Source organism: Lawsonibacter sp. LCP25S3_E2 (genome assembly GCF_052117285.1).
GTDB lineage: Bacteria > Bacillota > Clostridia > Oscillospirales > Oscillospiraceae > Lawsonibacter.
Genome location: NZ_JBQKJL010000023.1, coordinates 1 through 21,036 on the forward strand (window position 1 = coordinate 1; position 21,036 = coordinate 21,036).

A 21,036-nucleotide genomic window follows, 5' to 3' on the forward strand; every position below is an offset into this window, starting at 1 on the left:
AGAATACCGGGCGGACACAAATAGTATCAATCCAGTATCAAGAGCAGTATGGACGGGCAAAAAAGCCTGTATTCATGCGGGTTTTCGCCGTTTCGAGCGTCATTCCCACTCGATGGTGGCAGGGGGCTTACTGGTGATATCGTAGACGATACGGTTGATGTGAGGGACCTCGTTGACAATGCGTACGGAGATCTTATCCAGCACCTCATAGGGGATGCGGGCCCAGTCGGCGGTCATAAAGTCGCTGGTGGTTACCGCCCGGAGGGCCAGGGTGTAATCGTAAGTGCGCCCGTCGCCCATGACACCCACGGAGCGGGTGTTGGTGAGGACGGCAAAATACTGGTTGAGGTTCTTGTCCTCGCCCGCCTTGGCAATCTCCTCCCGGAAAATGTGGTCGGCCAGACGAAGGGTGTCTGCCTTCTCCTTGGTGATGTCGCCGATGATGCGAATGGCCAGGCCGGGGCCGGGGAAGGGCTGGCGGGAGACCAGGTACTCAGGCAGGCCCAGCTCACGGCCCAACTGCCGGACCTCGTCCTTGAACAGCAGGCGCAGAGGCTCGATGATCTCCTTAAAGTCCACATAGTCAGGAAGTCCGCCCACATTGTGGTGGCTCTTGATGACCGCGGCGTTGCCCGCGCCGGACTCGATAACGTCGGGATAGATGGTGCCCTGAGCCAGGAAATCCACAGTGCCCACCTTTTTGGCCTCTTCCTCAAAGACCCGGATAAACTCCTCACCGATGATCTTACGCTTATGCTCCGGCTCGCTTTCACCAGCCAGCTTCAGCAGGAACCGGCTCTCGGCATTGACCCGGACAAAGTTGATGTCCCACTTGGAGAAAGCGGCTTCCACCTCGTCGCCCTCGTTGAGACGCATAAGGCCGTGATCCACAAAGACACAAGTGAGCTGCTTGCCCACCGCCTCGGCCAGCAGGGCGGCCACCACAGAGGAGTCCACGCCGCCGCTGAGGGCCAGCAGCACCTTGCCGCTGCCCACCTTTTCCCGCACCTGGGCGATGGCGGTGTGCTTGTAGTCCTCCATGGTCCAGTCTCCCACAGCACCGCACACCGCATAGAGGAAGTTGCGGATCATATCAATGCCGTGCTCCGTATGGTTTACCTCGGGGTGGAACTGCACACCGTAGAAGCCCCGCTTCTCATCGGCGATGGCCACATTGGGGCAGGCATCGGAGTGGGCAGTGAGGGCAAAGCCATCGGGTACCTTGGCCATATAGTCCCCATGGCTCATCCAGGAGATCCCCTCGGCGGGAAGGCCCTGAAAGAGCTTGCAGCCAGTGTCGTAGTAGGTCTGGGTTTTGCCGTACTCACGGGCGGAATCATCCTGGGCTTCGGTGACCTGGCCGCCCAAGGTGTGGGCGATGAGCTGGCAGCCATAGCAGATGCCAAAAATGGGGACACCCCAGGTGAAAATTTCCGGGTCCACATGGGGCGAGGACTCCAAATAGACCGAGTTGGGGCCGCCGGTAAAAATGATTCCGATGGGGTTCATGGCCTTCAGCTGGGCCAGGGGAGTGGTATAGGGCTTGACTTCGCAGTACACATTGCACTCCCGGACCCGGCGGGCAATGAGCTGGTTGTACTGCCCGCCGAAGTCAAGGACAATGACGGTCTGGTGGGACATGAAGGTTCCTCCCTTATGGGTTTAGATTTAACATAGATTTAACCGCGATTCCCTTGTTTTCGACCTGGAAATCAGGTATGATTTCATCAGAAAACGAGAAAGGAGGCGGATGGAATGCTTCAGGATCTGGAAGATATGCTCTATGAGCAGGAAGGCGCTGCCGTAAGCGAACGATAACAGAATGACCGGACAAGGAACCACACCTTCGGGTGTGGATTTTTGCGTTTTAGGGGAAAAATTACGGCTGGGGCGGCCCTGTTGGCCGCCCCAGGCGGAAAATCAGATCTTGGTGATGTCGATGGGGGTAAGATCCTCACTGCGGCTCTGCTGACGGACCGTGAGCAGGGCACGGGCGGTATCCACGGCGGTGACGCAGCCCACTCCGTGCTCCACGGCGGAGCGGCGGATGTGGAAGCCGTCAGAGTCGTGCTTCCGGCCGCGGGTGGGGGTGTTGATGATTAGGTCCACGGTGCCGGAGGCGATCATGTCCAGAATGTTGGGGTGGGACTGGGACACGCGGTTGACCCGCTTGCACTCGATACCCGCGTCATTGAGCACCTGGCAGGTGCCGGAGGTAGCGTACAGCTCCACACCCATCTCCTCAAAGCCCCGTGCGATGGAGAGGATCTCCTGCTTGTCCTCGTCCTTGACGGTGATGATGATCCGGCCGCCCCGCTTAGGAGCACGCATGCCGGAGCCCTTAAAGGCCTTCAGCAGGGCCTGGGGATAGGTCTCGGCCAGACCCAACACCTCGCCGGTGGACTTCATCTCAGGGCCAAGGCCGGTATCTACATCGGTCAGCTTCTCGAAGGAGAAGACAGGGGCCTTGACTGCATAGTAGTTGGCTTCGGGGTAGAGACCGGTGCCGTAGTTCAGGTCCTTCAGCTTCTGACCCAGCATGACCTTAGTGGCCAGGTCGATGATGGGCACGCCGGTGACCTTGGAGATATAGGGGATGGTGCGGGAGGAACGGGGGTTGACCTCAATGACATAGATGTCATCATCATAGAGGATATACTGGGCGTTGATGAGGCCAATGACACCCAGGTGCTTGGCCATGTTCTTGGTGTGCTGGAGAATGAGCTGGCGGTGCTTCTCCTCCAGGTGGAGGGGAGGATACACGGCGATGGAGTCACCGGAGTGAACGCCGGCCCGCTCCACGTGCTCCATAATACCGGGGATGAGGATGTCCTCTCCGTCGAACACGCCGTCCACTTCCAGCTCCCGGCCCATGAGGTACTTGTCCACCAGGATGGGGTGCTCCTGAACGGTCATGTTGATGATCTTCATGAACTCCTCGATGTTCCGGTCGGAGTAGGCGATCTCCATGCCCTGGCCGCCCAGCACGTAGGAGGGGCGCACCAGCACGGGGTAGCCCAGCTCGTTGGCCGCCTTCAGTGCTTCTTCGGTGGTATATACAGTGCGGCCCTTGGCGCGGGGAATGCCGCACTTTTCCAGAATGTCGTCAAAGCGCTCCCGGTCCTCGGCGGCGTCCACGCCGTCAGCGGGGGTGCCCAGGATCTGTACGCCCATGTCGGTGAGAGCCTTGGCCAGCTTGATGGCGGTCTGTCCGCCGAACTGGACCACGGCGCCCCAGGGCTTCTCCTGCTCCACGATGTTCTGCACATCCTCGGCGGTGAGGGGCTCGAAGTAGAGCTTGTCGGCCACGTCAAAGTCGGTGGAGACAGTCTCGGGGTTGTTGTTGATGATAATGGTCTCATAGCCCAGGCGCTTAAAGGCCCAGACAGAGTGGACGGAGCAGTAGTCAAACTCGATGCCCTGGCCGATGCGGATGGGGCCGGAGCCCAGCACCAGCACCTTCTTTTTGTCGGAGCTGTTGTCGATGGCCTCGTTTTCTCCGTCGTAGGTGGAGTAGTAGTAGGGGGTCTCGGCGTCAAACTCGGCGGCGCAGGTGTCCACCATCTTGAAGGAGGGGACAATGCCGTAGTGCTCCCGGAGGGCCTTGACCTCAGCCTGTTTCATGCCGCACAGGGTGCCGATATAGCTGTCGGCAAAGCACATCTCCTTGGCGCGCTTCAGGGTGTCGATGTCGGGCTCACCCTTGCAGGCCTTGAGCTCCTCCTCCATGTCGATAATCCGCTTGAAGCCGTCCAGGAACCAGATGTCCATCTTGGTGATGTTGTTGATCTTCTGGGGGGAGAAGCCGCGGCGCAGGGCCTCGGCCACCACAAACAGCCGCTCGTCGGTGACCTGGAACAGCAGGTCTTCGATCTCGTCGGTGTAGAGGCCCTCCAGCTTGTCCAGCTTCAGAGCCCGGACGTTGAGCTCCAGGGAGCGGATGGCCTTCATCAAAGCGCCTTCGAAGGAGTTGGCGATGGCCATAACCTCGCCGGTGGCCTTCATCTGGGTGCCCAGGGTACGGCTGGCGGTGGTGAACTTGTCGAAGGGCAGACGGGGGATCTTCAGCACGCAGTAGTCAATGGTGGGCTCAAAGCAAGCCTTGGTCTTGCCGGTGACGGCGTTGGGGATCTCGTCCAGGGTGTAGCCCAGAGCCACCTTGGCGGCCACTTTGGCGATGGGGTAGCCAGTGGCCTTGGAGGCCAGGGCGGAGGAACGGGACACACGGGGGTTGACCTCGATGACCGCGTACTCAAAGCTGTCGGGATTCAGAGCGAACTGCACGTTACAGCCGCCTTCGATCTCCAGGGCGGAGATGATGTCCAGCGCGGCGGAGCGGAGCATCTGGAACTCCTTGTTGGCCAGGGTCTGGGTGGGAGCCACCACGATGGAGTCGCCGGTGTGGACGCCCACAGGGTCAATGTTCTCCATGGAGCAGATGGTGATCACGTTGCCCGCGGAGTCACGCATGACCTCAAACTCGATCTCCTTCCAGCCGGAGATGCACCGCTCGATCAGCACCTCGCTGACACGGCTCAGGGCGATGCCGCGGTCGGAAATCTCACGCAGGGAGGCCTCGTCGTAAGCGATGCCGCCGCCGGAACCGCCCAGAGTGTAGGCGGGACGGACAATGACGGGGTAGCCGATCTCATTGGTAAAGTCTACCGCGTCCTGAACAGTGTTGACCACCTTGGACACCACGCAGGGCTGGCCGATGGACTCCATACAGTCCTTGAAGCCCTGGCGGTCCTCCGCCTTGTGGATGGACTCGGGAGAGGTGCCCAGCAGCTTCACGCCGTACTTGGCCAGAGTGCCGTCCTCATAGAGGGCCATGGCCAGGTTCAGGCCAGTCTGACCGCCCATGTTGGGCAGCAGGGCATCGGGGCGCTCCTTTTCAATGATCTGGACGACGGAGGGAATGTTCAGGGGCTCGATATACACATGGTCGGCAATATCCTTGTCGGTCATGATGGTGGCGGGGTTGGAGTTGATCAGAACAACCTCCATACCCTCTTCCTTCAGAGCGCGGCAAGCCTGAGTACCGGCGTAGTCGAACTCGGCAGCCTGGCCGATGACGATGGGGCCGGAGCCCAGCACCAGGACCTTCTTCACATCAGTATACTTCGGCATTACTTGGCACCTCCCATGGACTCAATGAAACGGTTGAACAGATATTCCGTATCCTTGGGGCCGGCGTTGGCCTCGGGATGGAACTGGGTGGTAAAGCAGTTGGGGCGCTTGTAGCGCAGACCCTCGCAGGTGCCGTCGTTGACGTTGATGTGGCTCACTTCGGCTACCGCGGGGTCCACGGACTCGGACAGGACCATATAGCCGTGGTTCTGGCTGGTGATAAATACCCGGCCCTTTTCCAGGTCGCGGACGGGGTGGTTGCCGCCCCGGTGGCCGTAGGCCAGACGGCCGGTCTTGGCGCCGGTGGCCAGAGCCAGCAGCTGGTGGCCCAGACAGACACCGAACATGGGGATGTCGCTGTTATAGAGCTTCTTAAGCTCCTGGATGATCTGGGTGTTCTCAGCGGGGTCGCCAGGGCCGTTGGAGAGCATCACTCCGTCATACCCGCCGGCAAGGACAGCCTCGGCGGGGGTGGAAGCGGGCAGGGCAGTGACCTGGCAGCCCCGGCGGCGCAGGCACTCGATCATGTGCTGCTTGACGCCGAAGTCCATCATGGCCACGTGATACTTCTGCTCTCCATAAGCGGGGAATACCTCGGGCTCGGTGCGGGTGACCTTAGCCACGGTGTCCTTTACCTGATAGGAGCGCAGCTGTTCCAGCACCTCGGCAACATTAAAATGCTCCGCACAGGTGACCATGCCATTCATGCTCCCCTGACTGCGGAGTATTTTCGTCAGCGCACGGGTGTCCACACCCTGGATGCCGGTGATGTTATGCTCTTTCAGATAGGAGCCCAGATCGCCCTCACAGCGGAAATTGCTGCCGCGGGGGGACAGATGACGGACCACAAAGGCCTCCACCCAGGGGCGGCGGGACTCATTGTCCTCACTGTTGACGCCATAGTTGCCGATCAGAGGATAGGACATGACAACGCCCTGCCCAGCATAGGAGGGGTCGGTCAAAATCTCCTGATAGCCGGTCATGGAGGTGTTGAAGACCATCTCGCACACACGGGTCTCGGTGCTGCCGATGCTGATTCCGGAGAAGATGCTGCCGTTTGCCAGGATCAATGTCGCTTTCATCAATACTCACTCGCCTTCCGTTCCAGTTCTAATGCTTGTTAGATATAATCAAGTTATTTTATCGAAAAAATGCCTCCTTGGCAAGATGGTTTTTTTCCTTTTTCCGCCTAATTTTTTAGGAGAGTTTTGGGCAATTCGCAGGATAATTGAAAAGGAAGGGGGAAAACTGCATCCGAAGGGGCAAGGAAGAACTGTCCCAAGCTGCTTACGAGGTGAATGCGGTGTTTACAGGCCTTTTACGCACGATCATCTTATATGTGCTGATCATTGCCGGAGTCCGTTTGATGGGAAAGCGGCAGGTGGGAGAGCTGGAACCCTCCGAGCTGGTGCTTTCCCTTATTATTGCCGACCTGGCCTCTGTGCCCATGCAGGATTATGGGATTCCTTTGCTGACCGGAATTGTACCGATCCTTGCCCTTTTGTGTGTGACTATGATTTTGTCGGTGCTCACCATGAAGTATGTGGGATTTCGGGCTGTGCTATGCGGACGCCCCAGCATAGTGGTACGCAATGGAGCGCTGGACCAGCGGGAAATGGCACGCAACCGCCTGACTGTGGATGAGCTGCTGGAGGAGCTGCGCTGCCAGGGGTATACCGATTTGTCGGTAGTGAAGTATGCTATTTTGGAGACAAACGGAAAGCTTTCGGTCCTTCCCTATGTCAATCAGAAGCCCCCGACGGCGCGGGATATGAAGGTAGCGGTCCAGGAGAATGGCCTCCCCAGAGTGGTCATCAGTGACGGGCGGCTTTTGGAGCACAATCTAAAGGCGCTGGGCCATGACAGGCCGTGGCTGGAGCGGCAGCTGGTTCAGAGAGGGTGTAAGGGAACGGAGGAAATTTTCCTTATGATGGTGGATGAACAGGGAAGTGTCTATCTGGCCCGGCGGGAGCTGGAGTGAGGAGGGGCGGAAATGAGACGGCTTTGGATTTCGGTGGGACTTCTTCTTCTGCTGCTGGGGGGGAGCCTAGGCAATGCCTGGTATGCCAAAGAGCTGACCGGAGGAATGGAGGAGCGGCTTCGCCTTGCCCAGCAGCTGACGCAGCAGGACGAGTGGGAGCAGGCCCTCCTCCTGACCCAGGAGGTGTATGACCAATGGGAGAGCCGGCATTTTTATCTCCATGCCACCATGCGCCACTCGGATACGGACCAGATTCTAAGAGGGTTTCGTACAGTGATGGAGTATCTGCGCCTGCAGGAGCCCGATCAGTATAACGCCGCCAACGCAGATCTGATTACGCAGCTGGAGCTGCTGGCAGAGATGGAACAGCCCTCTGTGGTCAATGTATTGTGAAATTTTTGTCAATCTGCCGGAATATGAAGGATTTAAAAGCTTAAATTTCAAAAATCTTACAAATAAAGGTTGACGGTCTTCGTCCTCCCGGCTATAATGTCACCATACAGAGAGTTTTCCGGTGGGACTCTCCGCCCCACACCGACGGGGAAAATTATGAGAATTGGAGGCATTGACGATGGATCAAAGCAAAATCAGCCCGAAGATTAAGGAAGCAATGGACGATGCGTTCTACACCCTGCTGCGCAGCGTGCTGCCCATGCTCAACAGCGAAGAGGGGCGGGAGCGTTTTCTGCACGATTTAGGCCGCCTGACCAAATGGGCACAGGTCATGCCTCGGGATCTGAAGAATGACGAACCCTGGACCAAAGAGCAGCTCCATGCCATGATGCTGGGTCCCCAGGAGATGGACGACCCCCGGTTTGGCGCTTATATGGACGCCTTCTATGAGGAATACGTGGGCGGCGCGGAGGACCCCACCTTCGCGTTCTACAATGAACTTTTTACGGGAGAGGAAGATCTGAGCAAGATCGACTGGATGTCCGTGTGGGACTCCCTCAAGTCCAATTATGAGAATTGGCTGAAGCACGAGTATGAAGAGGATGAATGGCTCAAGGGTGAGAAAAATCCCTGAAAAAACTGCTCGGACTGAAACCACATAAAAATGTCCCCTCCGCCAGGTGGAGGGGACATTTTTATGTTAAAGATCATTCCACAGTGACACTCTTGGCCAGGTTTCGGGGCTTGTCGATGTCACAGCCCCGCATGAGGGCCACATAATAGGCAAATAGCTGGAGGGGGACCACGCTCAGACAGGGGAGCACAAGCTCCCGTGCCTCGGGAATGGTCATGACGGCGTTGGCAGTGCCTTCCATCTCGGCCCGGCAGCGTTCCGTGGTCAGGGCCAGCACGTCTGCCCCGCGGGATTTGACCTCGACCACATTGCTCATCGCTTTGGAGAATAGCCGTTTGCAGGTCCCCAGAGCCACCACCAGAGTGCCGGGTTCGATGAGGCTGATGGTGCCGTGCTTCAGTTCCCCGGAGGCGTAGGCCTCAGAGTAGATGTAGGAGATCTCTTTCAGCTTTAAAGAGCCCTCCAAACCCATAGCGTAGTCGATGTTCCGGCCAATGAAAAAGACGCTGTCGTGGTTGAAGTACTGGGAGGCAAAATACTGGATATCATCCTTCTGAGCCAGGACCTGCTCCACCTGGTCGGGCAGGCGCAGCAGATCTTCCAGACAGGCCTGGTACTCCTTGTCCTCAATGGTGCCCAGCACTCGAGCAAAGTATAGGGCCAGCAGGCAAATGACCGCCAGCTGGGTGGAGTAAGCCTTGGTGGTAGCCACGGCAATCTCCGGCCCTGCCCAGGTGTAGAGAACCTGATCGGATTCCCGTGCAATAGAGCTGCCCACCACATTGACAATGGACAAGATTTTTCCCCCCAGCCGCCGGGCCTCCCGCAGGGCGGCCATGGTGTCCAGAGTTTCGCCTGACTGGCTGATCACCACCACCAGGGTGTGCTCGTTGACGATGGGGTCCATATACCGGAATTCCGAGGCCAGTGCTACCTCCACGGGTTTACGGGTGAGCTTTTCCAACTGATATTTGCCCACCATGCCTACGTGGTAGCTGGAGCCGCAGGCCACAATGTAGATCTTCTGGAGGTCACGGATGTACTGGGGATCCAGATGAAAATCCTCAAAGACCACTTCGCCGCCCCGAATCCGGGGAGAGATGCAACGGCGCAGAGCCTGGGGCTGTTCCATAATTTCCTTGAACATGAAGTGTTCATAGCCGCCCTTTTCCGCCGCGTCCATCTCCCAGTCCACCTGGACGACCTCCTTGTCCACGGGCTGCATCAGGTGGTTGTAGCACTGGATGCCGGACTGGGTGAGAACGGCCAGCTCTCCATCCTCCATATAGCTTACCTTCCGGGTGTGGCGGAGAATGGCGGTCACATCGCTGGCCAGGAAGGAGCAGCCATCCCCGTAGCCCAGGATGAGGGGGCTGTCCTTGCGTACGGCAATCAGCTCGTCAGGGCAGTCGTCGCACAAAATACCCAGAGCGTAGGCCCCCTGGATACGGTGAAGCACCCGTCCTACAGCGGCCAAAAGGTCTCCCTCATAGAAGTACTCGATAAGCTGGGCAATGACCTCAGTGTCTGTCTCTGAGGTAAAGGGGATACCCTGAGCCATGAGAAAGGCTTTCAGCTCTGCATAGTTTTCGATGATGCCGTTGTGGACCACGGCAATCTTTCCGCTGCGGCTGACCTGGGGGTGGGAGTTTATGTCACTGGGCGCTCCATGGGTGGCCCAGCGGGTATGGCCGATGCCCACGGTACCCTGAAGATCGGCACCCCCGTGCAGCTGGTCGGAGAGAACGTTCAGCCGTCCCTTGGCCTTATGCACGGACAGTGCGCCACGGGAGCTGTCGTACACGGCCACACCGGCGGAGTCATAGCCCCGGTATTCCAACCGGGACAGCCCTTCCAGCAAAATGGGGGCGGCCTGTTCGCGTCCTACATAACCTACAATTCCACACATATATTCAATTTCCTCCTGAAACGGTACGGGAGGACAAACTCGCAGCCATTTGACCTCGTAACCCAGCCACAGCCCCTCTGTTTTGCAGTCGCCTGCATATTTGTAAGCTGTATGCGTGCCTGGGCCGGCACGGAGGGGCATCCGCCGAAACCTTCGATACTCCCCTCTCCTCGTCGTCCCGCCCACAGGGGCGGGCACTGGCGCTTTGTGATGGGTGGACCCATGGCCTCCTTTCCTTCTGCGATGGACGGGCGGGCGGACCTTCCGCCACAGACTTCCCGTTCGGGTGGTATTATAAAGCCTCATTTCTTTGGAGTAAAGAGAAAATGTGACAGTAAGAAAAAATTTACAAAAAAGCGGCCAATCGGGGAGAAAGCAGATCTGCTTCCAGAGACCGGTTTTAGAGGGGGAGAAGAACCACTTCCCCGGTACAGAGAAAGAGGAGCAGAAAAAATTAAAAAATACTCTTGACAATTCGAAATTGTTTGCTATAATAGCATTCGTCCCTGCGACAGGGAGCAACAAATAGCCGGATTGTGTAAGGGTAGCACGACAGACTCTGACTCTGTTTGTGAGGGTTCGAATCCTTCTCCGGCTGCCAAAAAAGAAAGACACGACGTATGTCGTGTCTTTCTTTTTTGGGTTTCGCCGCCTGCAAGGCGGCTCCACCCTTCGGCATTAAAATGCTCGGGGTCGGCAAAGCCGCCCCTGCGCAATTCTCCGCTCTGCTCCGAATTTACGCCGCAAACGCGGCGCGGCCCAGAAGGGCCGTTTTCCGATCCGTTCAATCCATGCAGCATCCAGACTTAGCCCACAAGACAGCAGCGGAGCAAGCGATATGACGCTTGCTCCGATTTTTTTAACCAGCGGACAAAATAAGTCCGCTGGTTTTTTTGTTTCCTACATTATTAAAAGGAAAGAAGCTCTGTCCCGATTTGGTCGGCCATTTTTTCCACTAGGGAAAAGTCTACGTGAGGATTGTAAATCGCTTCCAGATGGTCGTGCATGGCCTTGGCCTGGGCCAGGCAGTCCACCCCCTCATCCAACAGGGCGGAGGAGACTTTTTTCGCAAAGCGAAGCCTGGGGCGGTTTCGCCGGAGAACCTCCCGGTCCGCCGCGGCATCCAAGCGGATGCGGCGATAGGGCTTTCCGGGGACGGGGAGGGATGGGGTAGAGGTGAGGAAGGCCAGGCTCAGCTGAGGGATCAGCAGGTGAGCCAACCGCTCCGGGGCCATGGGGTCGGGACAGGCTACCACATCATATCCGTTGCTGACGGCTCCCGCCAACAGGTGAATGAGCATCTCGTGGGCAAGGCCGGAGCTGTCTGTCAGTTCATAGATGCGGCTGCACTGGGCGAGGGCTGTGTCGAACAGACACAGGGAGCCCTTGTGGGTGACAGCCCCCAGAAAGCGCTGCTTCACCTGGCCGGGAGCGGCGGACTTTCGTTTGGGAATTTCCCGCAGGAGAATGCCGCGGGCCCGTTTGGCCAGCTTGTCAGAGAGAGCCTGGGTGAGCAGGGCGCTGCGCTGGTCCTCGAAGAGCTCCGCGGATGCGCCCAGGCACCGGTAGGCCCGCTGGTAGCAGCCCTTATAGCCAGACATGGCCTCCATGATCTCGCCCCGCAGTTCCCAAAGAGCCCCCTTATCGTAGCAGTCCCCCACGTTCACATACCGCTCCACCGCGCCGGGGTATTTGGGTTCCACCACATGGGGAGAAGTGCCGTCTACCAGGGCGGCCTTCAATTGGGGAAAGACCACGGCGTCCAAGGAGGCCGGATCGCCCGAGCAGAGAATGTATTCGGTTTGCAGCCCTTCCTGCTCCATGCGGGCGGCTACCCTGCGCATGAGGGTAGATTTGCCGCACCCCGGCCCACCCTTCAGAATGTAGATAGCACGGGCCTCGTCCGGTGGAAGCAGGTGGGAGTACAGGGAGTAAAAACCGGTGGGGGAGTTGGCCCCCAGGAAATATTCAATATGTGGTAAAGCAGCCATAAACGACCCTCCGTATCAACGAATCTGTGCCCTAGCCTATGCCAAAGGGAATTGCTTTGTGAAACTGTGGACAAGGTGTAAAATTGGCTTTTCAAATAGGGAGGAATCGTGTAAAATGTAACTTGACACTACATAGGTAGTGGGGTAGAATGGGCTGAAAATGAATGAAAACCTGCAAAATGAAGGGATTCTGTCTGGAACTTGCAAAATAGGGAGTTTGCATGGGGGCGGACAGAGAACGGACGGAGGAGAGGAAACGCTATGCGTACATTCGAGACGAAAATTCAGGAGCTCAAGACCCAAGTGCTGACTGAAGTCGCCCGCCTGACCTGGGAAGACCGGCTGCAGACCGGTATTCTGGACGTGCCCGAGCGGATCATTCCTGGACCCACGGCCAGCCTGCGCTGCTGCATTTACAAGGAGCGGGCCATCATCAACAGCCGTGTGAAAATGGCTATGGGCGGCGACAAGACCAACCCCAGTGTGGTAGAGGTTCTGCCCATCGCCTGCGACGAGTGTCCGGTGACGGAGATTACGGTCAGTGCTTCCTGCCGGGGCTGTCTGGCCACCCGCTGCGTCCACGCCTGCCCGAAGGATGCCATTTCCATTGTCAATCACCGGGCCCATATTGACCACGACAAATGCATTACCTGCGGCAAGTGTCTCAATGCCTGCCAGTACAGCGCCATCGTCAAGACCCAGCGCCCCTGTGAGAAGGGCTGTCCGGTGAATGCCATCTCCATGGGGCCCGACAAGAAGGCCTCCATTGATATCAATAAGTGCATTTCCTGCGGAAGCTGTGTGAATCAGTGCCCCTTCGGTGCCATTCAGGACAAGTCCTGGATCACTGACGCCATCCAGATGCTCAAAGGCAGCGATCACTGGGGTTACAAGACCTATGCGGTCATTGCTCCCTCCATTGCCGGCCAGTTTGCCCCTGCCACTTACGGACAGGTGGTGGCCGGACTGAAAAAGCTGGGCTTCACCGGCGTGGCCGAGGTGGCCCTGGGCGCCGATATGGTGGCCGACCGGGAGTCTGAGGAACTGGTGGAGCGTGGGGTCCTTACCTCCTCCTGCTGTCCGGGCTTTGTGGGCTTTGTAAAGAAGAAGCACCCGGAGATGGAGAAATATGTCTCTCATACCCCTTCTCCCATGGTAATGATCGGCCTGTATCTGAAGGAAAAGGAGCCCGACGCCAAGGTCGTCTTCATTGGGCCATGCATTGCCAAGAAGAAGGAGTTCCAGCTGGGCCGCACCATGAACTCCATCGACTGCGCCCTGACCTATGAGGAGCTGCTGGCTCTGTTCGATTCCAAGGACATTGATCTCACCCAGCTGGAGGAGGAACCTCTGGACGAGGCCAGCCCCTACGGCCGCAACTTCGCCCGCAGCGGCGGTGTGGCCCAGGCTGTGGCGGAAACCTTGAAGGAGCGTGGGACGCAGTTTGATCTGAAAGCAGTTCCCTGCAGCGGTATTGCCGAGTGTGAGATGGCTCTGCTGAAGCTGAAGGCTGGACGGCTGGACGGTAACTTCATCGAGGGCATGGCCTGCGAAGGCGGCTGTGTCCAGGGAGCCGGCTGCCTGGTACGCAGCCCCCGGAACAAGATGGATGTGGAAAAGCATGCCAAGGAGGCCGAGGGCCGTGGCGTACTGGACGCGGTGAAGGCTGCGGAAGAGGCCAAAGCCTCTGCCCAGGTAAAATAAAATCTGCTTTTTGGGCCGCCTGACAAGGGCGGCCCAATTTTTTTGCCGCCAATGCTTGACAGGCGGTCTTCTATGTGATATGGTTAATTACACAAGTAATGAACCATATAACTAGAGAACATAGAACGCTGTGGAGGTGATCACGTGCATGGAACGCTGAATGACCAGTCGCTGATCTATCTGCAAATTGCGAAGATGCTGGAAGATGACATCCTCCGGGGTGTCTATCAGGAGGAGGAGCAGGTGCCCTCCACCAACGAACTGGCTCGGGGCTATAACATCAATCCGGCTACCGCGGCCAAGGGGATCAATCTGCTGGTGGCAGATGGAATTTTGTATAAAAAGCGGGGCATTGGAATGTTTGTGTCCCAGGGCGCGGGTGAAGCTGTGAAACAGAAACGAAAGGCCGCTTTTTATGACGGTTACGTAAAGCCCCTGGTGAAAGAGGGGGCCTCGCTGAATCTCAGCGGGGAGGAGCTGCTGGCCATGGTACACCGGGCCATTGAGGAAGGAGAACCATTATGAGTACGGGAATTTTGAAGGCCCAGGGCCTGTGCAAGTCCTATAAAAACAAGCAAGTACTTCACAACCTGGATCTGACCATCGAGCCAGGGAAGATTTACGGTCTCATTGGCCGAAACGGAGCGGGTAAGACGACCCTGTTGGGCATCCTTACCGCCCAAAATACCAAAGATGGCGGCCAGGTTACCTATAACGGACAGGATGTTTGGGAAAACCAGCAGGCGCTCAACGACATCTGTTTTTCCCGAGAGATGCAATCTACCATGTTTTATGGACGCAACAACCTGAAAATCAAGCACTACCTTAAATCCGCCGCTATCTATTACCCAAACTGGGACAAGGACTATGCCCAGCGGCTGTTAGAGGAGTTTAAACTGGAGCCGCAAAAGAAAATTTATCAGCTTTCCAAGGGGCAACTGTCCATGGTGACCATCACCATTGCCCTGGCCAGCCGTTCTCCCATCACCATTCTGGATGAGCCGGCAGCCGGGCTGGATGTGGTGATGCGGGAGCGGTTCTACCAGCTGCTGCTGGAGGACTTTGCCCAGACAAACCGCACCTTCCTCGTCTCCACCCATATCATTGAGGAGGCGGCATCGGTTTTTGAACAGGTCATCATCCTGGATGAGGGGCGGATTCTGGAAAATTGTCCCACGGAGGAGCTGGTGGATCAGTTCCGCTATATCTCCGGCCGGGAGGATGAGGTAGACCGGGTGTGTGCCGGACTGGAGATTCTCTCCGTTCACCAGATGGGCCGACACAAGACGGTAGCGGTTCGGGGCAGCGGAGTCAAGCTGGAGGATGCCCGCAAGGCCGATGTGGATATTGCTCCTATGAATCTCCAAAATGTGTTTGTGGCCCTGTGCAGCCACGGAGATGCCCAGTAAGGGAGGGGAGGAACATGGTAAAATCCACGCGCTTTCTCAGCCAGTTTGTCTGGCCAAACCTGGCGGCAGTTTTGGCGTTTGCCGTAATTGTTGTGGCAGGCTGTTATATTACCGGTGTGCCCCAGGGCACCCACAACCTGTTTCGCAGCTACTACAGTGCCTTTCCCATAATGGAGCTGTTTATCCTCTATTTCTACGGCTTTGCCTTGTGCACCAACAATCTGAATCTGGCCCTGTCCTTTGGGGCCAGACGCCGGGACTTCTTTTGGGGGATGCAGGGGACCATGCTGCTGTACGCTGGGGCGTGCTGGCTGCTCCAGGCGCTGATGTCCGTCCTGCCCCAACAGGGCGGCTGGACGGAGCTGAGCCGGTGGGGCTGGGTTCTGGGAGAAGATCTGCCCGTGGGGATGTATCCCTTCCTCTGTGTGCTGGTTTTGGTGCTGGGGGGACTCAGCGGCCTTGTAATGGCCCGGTCGGAGGTCTGGGGAACCGTTCTCAGCGTGGCCGCCGTACTGCTGATGATCGCCCTGTGTGCACTGCTGTTTATCGTGGCGGACATCGGCCTGTGGGAGTTCCTGGTAAACGGGGAGTACGGTGGACTGTGGGGCAATCTTCCCTATCTTCTTGGGGGTGCGGCACTTTTGATTTTCCTGGTGGGTGAGGCGGTCATCTGGCGGACAGTCAAGGGCTATGTGGTGAGGTGATACCTATGCTGAAAAAAGTGATTAGACTCAATCTGGACGACTTGCTGCTCTATCTGGGGATCGAGGGAGGCGTATTCCTTCTGACCCAAATCATCATTGGCGCCGTCATGGTTGTGGCAAAGCCTATGGATGGGATTCTCATTTCCGGCATCACGCTGCCCGTTATTGCGGGGATCTTGGCGCTTCTCTCCGGCGTGGTTCATGTGACGGTCACCTTTGAACAGGCACTGTGCTTTGGACAGACCCGGCGGCGGGCGCTGGCCCTGACGATGGGAGTGATGACCTTTGAAGGAGTATGTGCCCTGGGGGCAGCTGCTCTGCTGGCGCTGATGGAGCGGTATCTCGGTCCGCCTATATGGGCTTCCCTGGCGGGCAGGGGCCATTGGGTGGTGGATTACCCAGGAGATTGGGGAGTACTGGAGGACTGTCTGGTACTGAATTCCTTCCAACCGGACTGGCGTTTGTACCCGGTCATTTTGCTCATCGGTCTGGGCGGCGGCCTCGTCGGTGGGGCGCTTATCCAGCGTTTTGGAACCAAAGGAGCCTGGGCGCTCTGGGGCGTGTGGATGGCGGGCTGTTTTGTTCCGGAGATGCTGGGAAGAGAGGTCTTTGCCATCGGGGATTGGAATCAATATACCATCGGGGCAGGTGTGGTGCTGGGCATTGGGTGTCTGGCATGGTCCCTTTGGTCTTTGTTCCACGCGGTCGTCAAAGCATAACGGAAACATTAGGGAGCGGCTTGGCTGCTCCCTAATATGCTGTTAAGAATGTAAACCATAGAAGATGATAGTTGACAACAAAAGAAGGAGAATGTATACTGAGACTAAATTAAAGTTTACGATTGTGCAGCAGAAAGGACGATTCCTATGGAGACAAAAACCAAACGTTCCAGCTATCCCCTGGTGATGACGGCGGTGATGGCGGCAGTCATTTCCGCGGTTGCTCCCTTTGCTCTGCCCATCGGCCCAATCCCCATTACACTGGGGACCTTAGTGATGTACCTGGCGGGGTATGTGCTGGGCGGAAAGCGGGCCGGAGCTGCGGTACTGGTGTATGTGTTGCTGGGAGCGATAGGAGTACCTGTTTTTAACGGGTTTACCGGCGGCTTAGGTGTGGTGGCCGGTCCCACTGGGGGATATATCGTAGGATTTATTCCTATGGCGTTCCTCTCCGGTTTGGCGGTGGAGCGCTTTCCAAAGAATCGGGTGCTTCAGTTTGTGGGAATGGCCTTTGCTACCGCGATCCTCTATGCTTTGGGCACGGCCTGGTTCTGCGTCCAGGCTGGGAAAAGCCTGGCGGCAGCCCTGTCTGTGTGCGTGTTTCCCTTTATTCCCGGAGATCTGGTCAAAATGGCTGTGGCTATGATCCTGGGGCCGGTGATTCGGGAACGTCTCATCCGGGCAGGCATTTCCACTGTGGAATCATGAAAAAAACAAGAGCTGCTTTACGCAGCTCTTGTTTTTTTGAGAAAAAAGATTTATCCTAAGGAAAGAAAATTTTCTTTTTGCGCAATAAAAGTGCATTCCAGCGCATTCTTGTAATGACAGGAGAAATGGCCCATGCTGATGCTGATGTTGGCACAGACAATGGAACAGGAAGGGACCAGGGACCGGGAGGCTCTGGAGCGGTTGCTTATCGAGGTGGCCGCTGGGGAGCAGGAGGCCCTGGCACAGCTTTATCACCGTACCCGCACAGCGGTTTACGGTCTGGCTTTGTCCTATGTAAAAAATGCTCAGGACGCCCAGGACGTGACCCAAGACACCTTTGTGCGGATTTGGGATAGCGCGCCCCAGTACCGGCCCCAGGGGTCACCCATGGGGTGGATGCTGACCATTGCCCGAAACCTTGCCCTGATGAAGCTGCGGGAAGGGCAGCGGAAGGGAGAACTGGAGGAGGAGCAGTGGAACGCAATTCCCGCCCAGGCCCCCAACATCTCCACAGAGGACCGGCTGCTGGTGCAGAAGGCTCTGGCCGCTCTGGAGGAGCAGGAGCGGCGGGTGGTGGTACTCCATGCCGTCACGGGACTTAAGCACCGGGAGATTGCCGCTTTGCTGGAGCTGCCTTTGGCCACGGTCCTGTCCAAATATCACCGTGCGCTGAAGAAATTGAAATTACAGCTGGAAGGAGATGGCATCCAATGACAGACAAAGAGCTGGAACAGCGCCTGGAAAAGGTCCTCTCCGCCACGGCCCCGGATGATCTGGATGGGGTGCTCTCCCGCTGTGCGGCGCGGAAAGGAACTGTGATCCCCATGAAGAAAGGAACCTCCAGGAAGATCTGGAAGTCCCTGGCGGCTGCTTGCCTTGCCCTGGTACTGGTTGGGGGCGGCGGAGCCTATTATTACCAGGCCAACGCGGTGGCCTCAGTGGTGTCCCTGGACGTAAATCCCAGCATCGAATTGTCCGTAAATCGAAGTGAAAAGATTCTTTCCTGTATCCCTCTGAACGAAGAAGCCAGGACAGTCCTGGCGGACATGGGGGAAGGGGCTGACCTGAAGGGCACGAAGCTGGACGTGGCGGTCAACGCCATTGTGGGTGCTCTGGTGCGGGCAGGATATCTGGACAGCTTGTCCTCAGCCATTCTGATTTCCGTGGAGGACTCGGATCAGAATCGGGCGGTCCGGATTCAGCAGGAGCTGACCGGGACAGTGGATGCGCTTCTGCAGTCCCAGTCTGCCGGTGCGGCGATCCTCAGTCAGACAGTGGCGGCAAGTGCCGACCTGGACCAGCAGGCACGGGAAAACAATATTTCCACCGGGAAAGCCAACCTGGTCAATCAGGCCATTGCTCTCAACGGAAGCTTGAGCTTTACGTCTCTGGCCGCTCTCACGGTGGAGGAGCTGAAGGATCTGGTGGAGATCGGCGCGCCCGCCATGCCTGTGGGGGTGGAGGCCGCCCGCCAGGCGGTGGAGCAGTATGCCGGCGATCTGGCAGCCGGCGGCACCATTACGGAGGTGGACCCTGAGTTGGACGAGTACCCGCCCCGCTATGAGGTGGAGCTCTACCATCCCAGCTATGGCGAATTTGAGTATCAGGTGGATGCCTTTTCAGGACAGGTGCTCAGCGGGCCGTCCGGCCTGCCCACGGAGAACACGGGAAGCGGCAGCGCTGGGAACGTCGGTACGGGGAGTTCCAGTACTGGGAGCGGCGGAAATGCCACGACTTCTGATATTGGTCAGGCTGCGGCCAAGTCTGCTGCCTTTGCCCATGCAGGGGTGAGCGAGAGCCAGGTCTATGATCTGTCCGTGGAGCGGGACTATGACGACGGACGGCTGGAGTATGAAATGGAGTTCCGGACAGACCAGGGTGAATATGAGTATACCGTGGACGGTTCCACGGGCGCGGTCATAAAGTCGGAGCAAGAGCTTTTTGCCTCCGCCGGCGCTGGAACTTCCGGCACAGACATCGGTTCCCAAGGGGCAAAGGACGCCGCCTTCGCCCATGCCGGGGTAAGCGAAAGCCAGGCCTACGAGCTGGAAGTGGAGCAGGACTATGAAGGCGGCCGGCTGCACTATGAGGTGGAGTTCAAAGCCGGCGGAATGGAATATCAATATACCATAGACGGCGTGACCGGTGACGTTTTGCAGTATGAACGGGACAGAGATGATTGATCTCCCGTTTGCAGCAGCGTGAAAAGCCCCGAGGCGGGAAGTGTATGCTTCCCGCCTCGGGGCTTTGTTATGATGGAATAAAATCAATATTCAATGCCGGACAGATACCGCCGGGCCAGGTCAAAGGCGTGGCTGGCAGTCTGAATGCGCAGCCGTTCCCGAACAGGGCGGTTGCCAAGGTGGAGGGGGCGCACATGGGCGCCCTCCGGGGTAGCGATGGCCACAAACATGGTGCCCACCTCGTTGTCCCACTCGTCTTTGTCCGGCCCGGCCACCCCGGTGGAGGACAGGGCTATATCGCAGCCCAGAACCGTTCGGGCCCCCTGGGCCATGGCCAAAGCCACCTCTGGGGAAACGGCGCCGAACTGGTCCAGCAGATGCTGAGGAACCCCAAGAGCATGGGCCTTCACCTCGTTGGTGTAGGAGACGATGCCACCTTTGAAAACCTGAGAGGCACCGGGAATATCGGTCAGCCGTTTGGCCATCAGTCCGCCGGTACAGCTCTCGGCAGTACCCAAGGTGAGGCCTCTGGCTTTCAGCCCTTCCAGCACCACATACTCCAGGGAGGGCACGTCCACGCCGTAGACCTTGTCCGAGAAGAGGGCCTTGATCTGCTCCACCGTGGGCTGAAGAAGGGCCTGGGCCGCGGCATCGTCGGGGGCTTTTGCGGTGACTCTCAGCTCACATTCCCCTTCCTTGGCGTAGGGCGCCAGCGTGGGATTTTGCATATGGTTCATCTGTTCTCTCAGCTGAGCCTCCATGGTGGACTCGCCAATGCCGAAAAGCTTGATGGTGTGGGAGGCAATCACTCCCTCGGAAAGCCTTAACAGGTAGGGCTTTGCCCGGTAGAGGAACATGGGACGGCACTCGCTGGGGGGGCCGGGCAGCATAATCACATGGCAGCCCTCCGCCTCAAAGGCACAGCCGGGGGCGGTGCCCCAGTCGTTGACCAGGACCGTGCAGCCCTCCGGAAGCATGGCCTGCTGGAGGTTGTTTTCCGTCATGGGGCGGTTGGTACGGGTGAAATAGCTTTTGATGCGCTGGGCGGAATCCTCGTCAAAGACCAGTTTTTTTCCGAACGCTTCGGCCAGCACATTTTTGGTCAGGTCGTCACAGGTGGGGCCGAGTCCTCCTGTGGTGATGATAATGTCCGCCCGCTTTTTGGCAATGGCCACCGCTTCCCGTGCGCGCTGGGGATTGTCTCCCACCACGGTGTGCCAAAAGACATTGAGTCCCAGCTCACTAAGCCCCTGGGAGAGGATCTGGGCGTCCAGATTGGCGATATTGCCCAGCAGAAGCTCTGTACCGACGGACAAAATTTCAACGCTGTGTGACATGGAAAGGACCTCCTGTTATCGGTGAACGCCGTTTCAGTTGGATGAGGCGTTCGTTGCTGTGCCCATTATAGCACAGGGTGGGGGCAAAGCAAGAAGTAAGGCAGAAAAAAGACAATTATTTGTATAAAATGGACAGAGCAGGCGAAAAAATGATGGGGATATGGAACGGAATCTGTCGAGGAAGCCGAAAAAAAGGAAGGGAATTTCGGCACAATGCTGGAAAAAAGGCCGATC

17 protein-coding genes and 1 tRNA gene are annotated in these 21,036 nt (G+C 57.6%); 12 read left to right on the forward strand and 6 right to left on the reverse strand.

The features are described from left to right. Positions 1–99 precede the first annotated feature (99 nt). The 3 genes from guaA to ACTQ3R_RS14640 all read right to left on the reverse strand — a co-directional run bounded on the left by guaA (position 100) and on the right by ACTQ3R_RS14640 (position 6,212). On the reverse strand, positions 100–1,641 hold the full coding sequence (gene guaA / locus ACTQ3R_RS14630) for a glutamine-hydrolyzing GMP synthase (RefSeq protein ID WP_441780004.1): 1,542 nt from the start codon (positions 1,639–1,641) through the stop codon (positions 100–102). 279 nt (positions 1,642–1,920) lie between these two features. Beyond that, the gene (gene carB / locus ACTQ3R_RS14635) at positions 1,921–5,130 is read right to left on the reverse strand and encodes a carbamoyl-phosphate synthase large subunit (RefSeq protein WP_441780003.1); all 3,210 of its coding nucleotides are present in this window, start codon (positions 5,128–5,130) and stop codon (positions 1,921–1,923) included. Next, entirely contained in the window at positions 5,130–6,212 is a 1,083-nt protein-coding gene (locus ACTQ3R_RS14640) for a carbamoyl phosphate synthase small subunit (RefSeq protein ID WP_441780002.1), read from the reverse strand. Before ACTQ3R_RS14640 ends, carB begins: the two co-directional genes overlap by 1 nt. A 221-nt stretch (positions 6,213–6,433) precedes the next feature. On the opposite strand from ACTQ3R_RS14640, the gene ACTQ3R_RS14645 reads away from it, so the two are divergent. From ACTQ3R_RS14645 to ACTQ3R_RS14655, 3 genes are all read left to right on the forward strand, one after another. Next, positions 6,434–7,111, forward strand: a complete 678-nt coding sequence (locus tag ACTQ3R_RS14645; RefSeq protein WP_441780001.1) for a DUF421 domain-containing protein — start codon at positions 6,434–6,436, stop codon at positions 7,109–7,111. Positions 7,112–7,123: 12 nt separating this feature from the next. Then, positions 7,124–7,504: a DUF4363 family protein gene (locus ACTQ3R_RS14650; RefSeq protein WP_441780000.1), complete on the forward strand. Its 381-nt coding sequence runs from the start codon at positions 7,124–7,126 to the stop codon at positions 7,502–7,504. A 178-nt stretch (positions 7,505–7,682) separates the two neighbouring features. After that, positions 7,683–8,138, forward strand: coding sequence for a hypothetical protein (locus ACTQ3R_RS14655; protein ID WP_441779999.1), 456 nt, complete (start codon positions 7,683–7,685; stop codon positions 8,136–8,138). Positions 8,139–8,211: 73 nt separating this feature from the next. Here the strand turns inward: ACTQ3R_RS14655 and glmS are convergent, their stop codons facing one another. Beyond that, positions 8,212–10,047 (reverse strand): glutamine--fructose-6-phosphate transaminase (isomerizing), encoded by a 1,836-nt coding sequence (gene glmS / locus ACTQ3R_RS14660; protein ID WP_441779998.1) that lies wholly within the window; start codon positions 10,045–10,047, stop codon positions 8,212–8,214. A gap of 527 nt (positions 10,048–10,574) precedes the next feature. Here glmS and ACTQ3R_RS14665 point away from each other — a divergent pair. Further along, positions 10,575–10,648 (forward strand) — tRNA-Gln (locus ACTQ3R_RS14665). A 307-nt stretch (positions 10,649–10,955) separates the two neighbouring features. Here the strand turns inward: ACTQ3R_RS14665 and ACTQ3R_RS14670 are convergent. Then, the gene (locus ACTQ3R_RS14670) at positions 10,956–12,038 is read right to left on the reverse strand and encodes a hypothetical protein (protein WP_441779997.1); all 1,083 of its coding nucleotides are present in this window, start codon (positions 12,036–12,038) and stop codon (positions 10,956–10,958) included. 261 nt (positions 12,039–12,299) lie between these two features. Between ACTQ3R_RS14670 and ACTQ3R_RS14675 the strand changes: the two genes are divergently transcribed. The 8 genes from ACTQ3R_RS14675 to ACTQ3R_RS14710 all read left to right on the forward strand — a co-directional run bounded on the left by ACTQ3R_RS14675 (position 12,300) and on the right by ACTQ3R_RS14710 (position 19,465). Continuing rightward, positions 12,300–13,742 carry a 4Fe-4S dicluster domain-containing protein gene (locus ACTQ3R_RS14675; RefSeq protein ID WP_441779996.1) on the forward strand — a complete coding sequence of 481 codons (1,443 nt, stop codon included), beginning with the start codon at positions 12,300–12,302 and terminating at the stop codon, positions 13,740–13,742. Between the two features lie 144 nt (positions 13,743–13,886). Further along, positions 13,887–14,267: a GntR family transcriptional regulator gene (locus ACTQ3R_RS14680; RefSeq protein WP_441779995.1), complete on the forward strand. Its 381-nt coding sequence runs from the start codon at positions 13,887–13,889 to the stop codon at positions 14,265–14,267. Next, entirely contained in the window at positions 14,264–15,151 is an 888-nt protein-coding gene (locus ACTQ3R_RS14685) for an ABC transporter ATP-binding protein (RefSeq protein ID WP_441779994.1), read from the forward strand. The genes ACTQ3R_RS14680 and ACTQ3R_RS14685 overlap by 4 nt, the downstream gene beginning before the upstream one ends. A gap of 14 nt (positions 15,152–15,165) precedes the next feature. Then, entirely contained in the window at positions 15,166–15,855 is a 690-nt protein-coding gene (locus ACTQ3R_RS14690; protein WP_441779993.1) for a hypothetical protein, read from the forward strand. A 5-nt stretch (positions 15,856–15,860) separates the two neighbouring features. After that, entirely contained in the window at positions 15,861–16,574 is a 714-nt protein-coding gene (locus ACTQ3R_RS14695) for a hypothetical protein (RefSeq protein WP_441779992.1), read from the forward strand. A 147-nt stretch (positions 16,575–16,721) separates the two neighbouring features. Beyond that, entirely contained in the window at positions 16,722–17,282 is a 561-nt protein-coding gene (locus ACTQ3R_RS14700) for a biotin transporter BioY (protein ID WP_441779991.1), read from the forward strand. Positions 17,283–17,414: 132 nt separating this feature from the next. Continuing rightward, positions 17,415–17,996, forward strand: coding sequence for an RNA polymerase sigma factor (locus ACTQ3R_RS14705; protein WP_441779990.1), 582 nt, complete (start codon positions 17,415–17,417; stop codon positions 17,994–17,996). Further along, complete coding sequence (locus ACTQ3R_RS14710; protein WP_441779989.1) at positions 17,993–19,465, forward strand: anti-sigma-I factor RsgI family protein; 1,473 nt, start codon at positions 17,993–17,995, stop codon at positions 19,463–19,465. Before ACTQ3R_RS14705 ends, ACTQ3R_RS14710 begins: the two co-directional genes overlap by 4 nt. 83 nt (positions 19,466–19,548) lie before the next feature. Here ACTQ3R_RS14710 and ACTQ3R_RS14715 read toward each other — a convergent pair whose 3' ends face one another. Further along, on the reverse strand, positions 19,549–20,802 hold the full coding sequence (locus tag ACTQ3R_RS14715; protein ID WP_441779988.1) for a competence/damage-inducible protein A: 1,254 nt from the start codon (positions 20,800–20,802) through the stop codon (positions 19,549–19,551). Between the last annotated feature and the right edge of the window lie 234 nt (positions 20,803–21,036).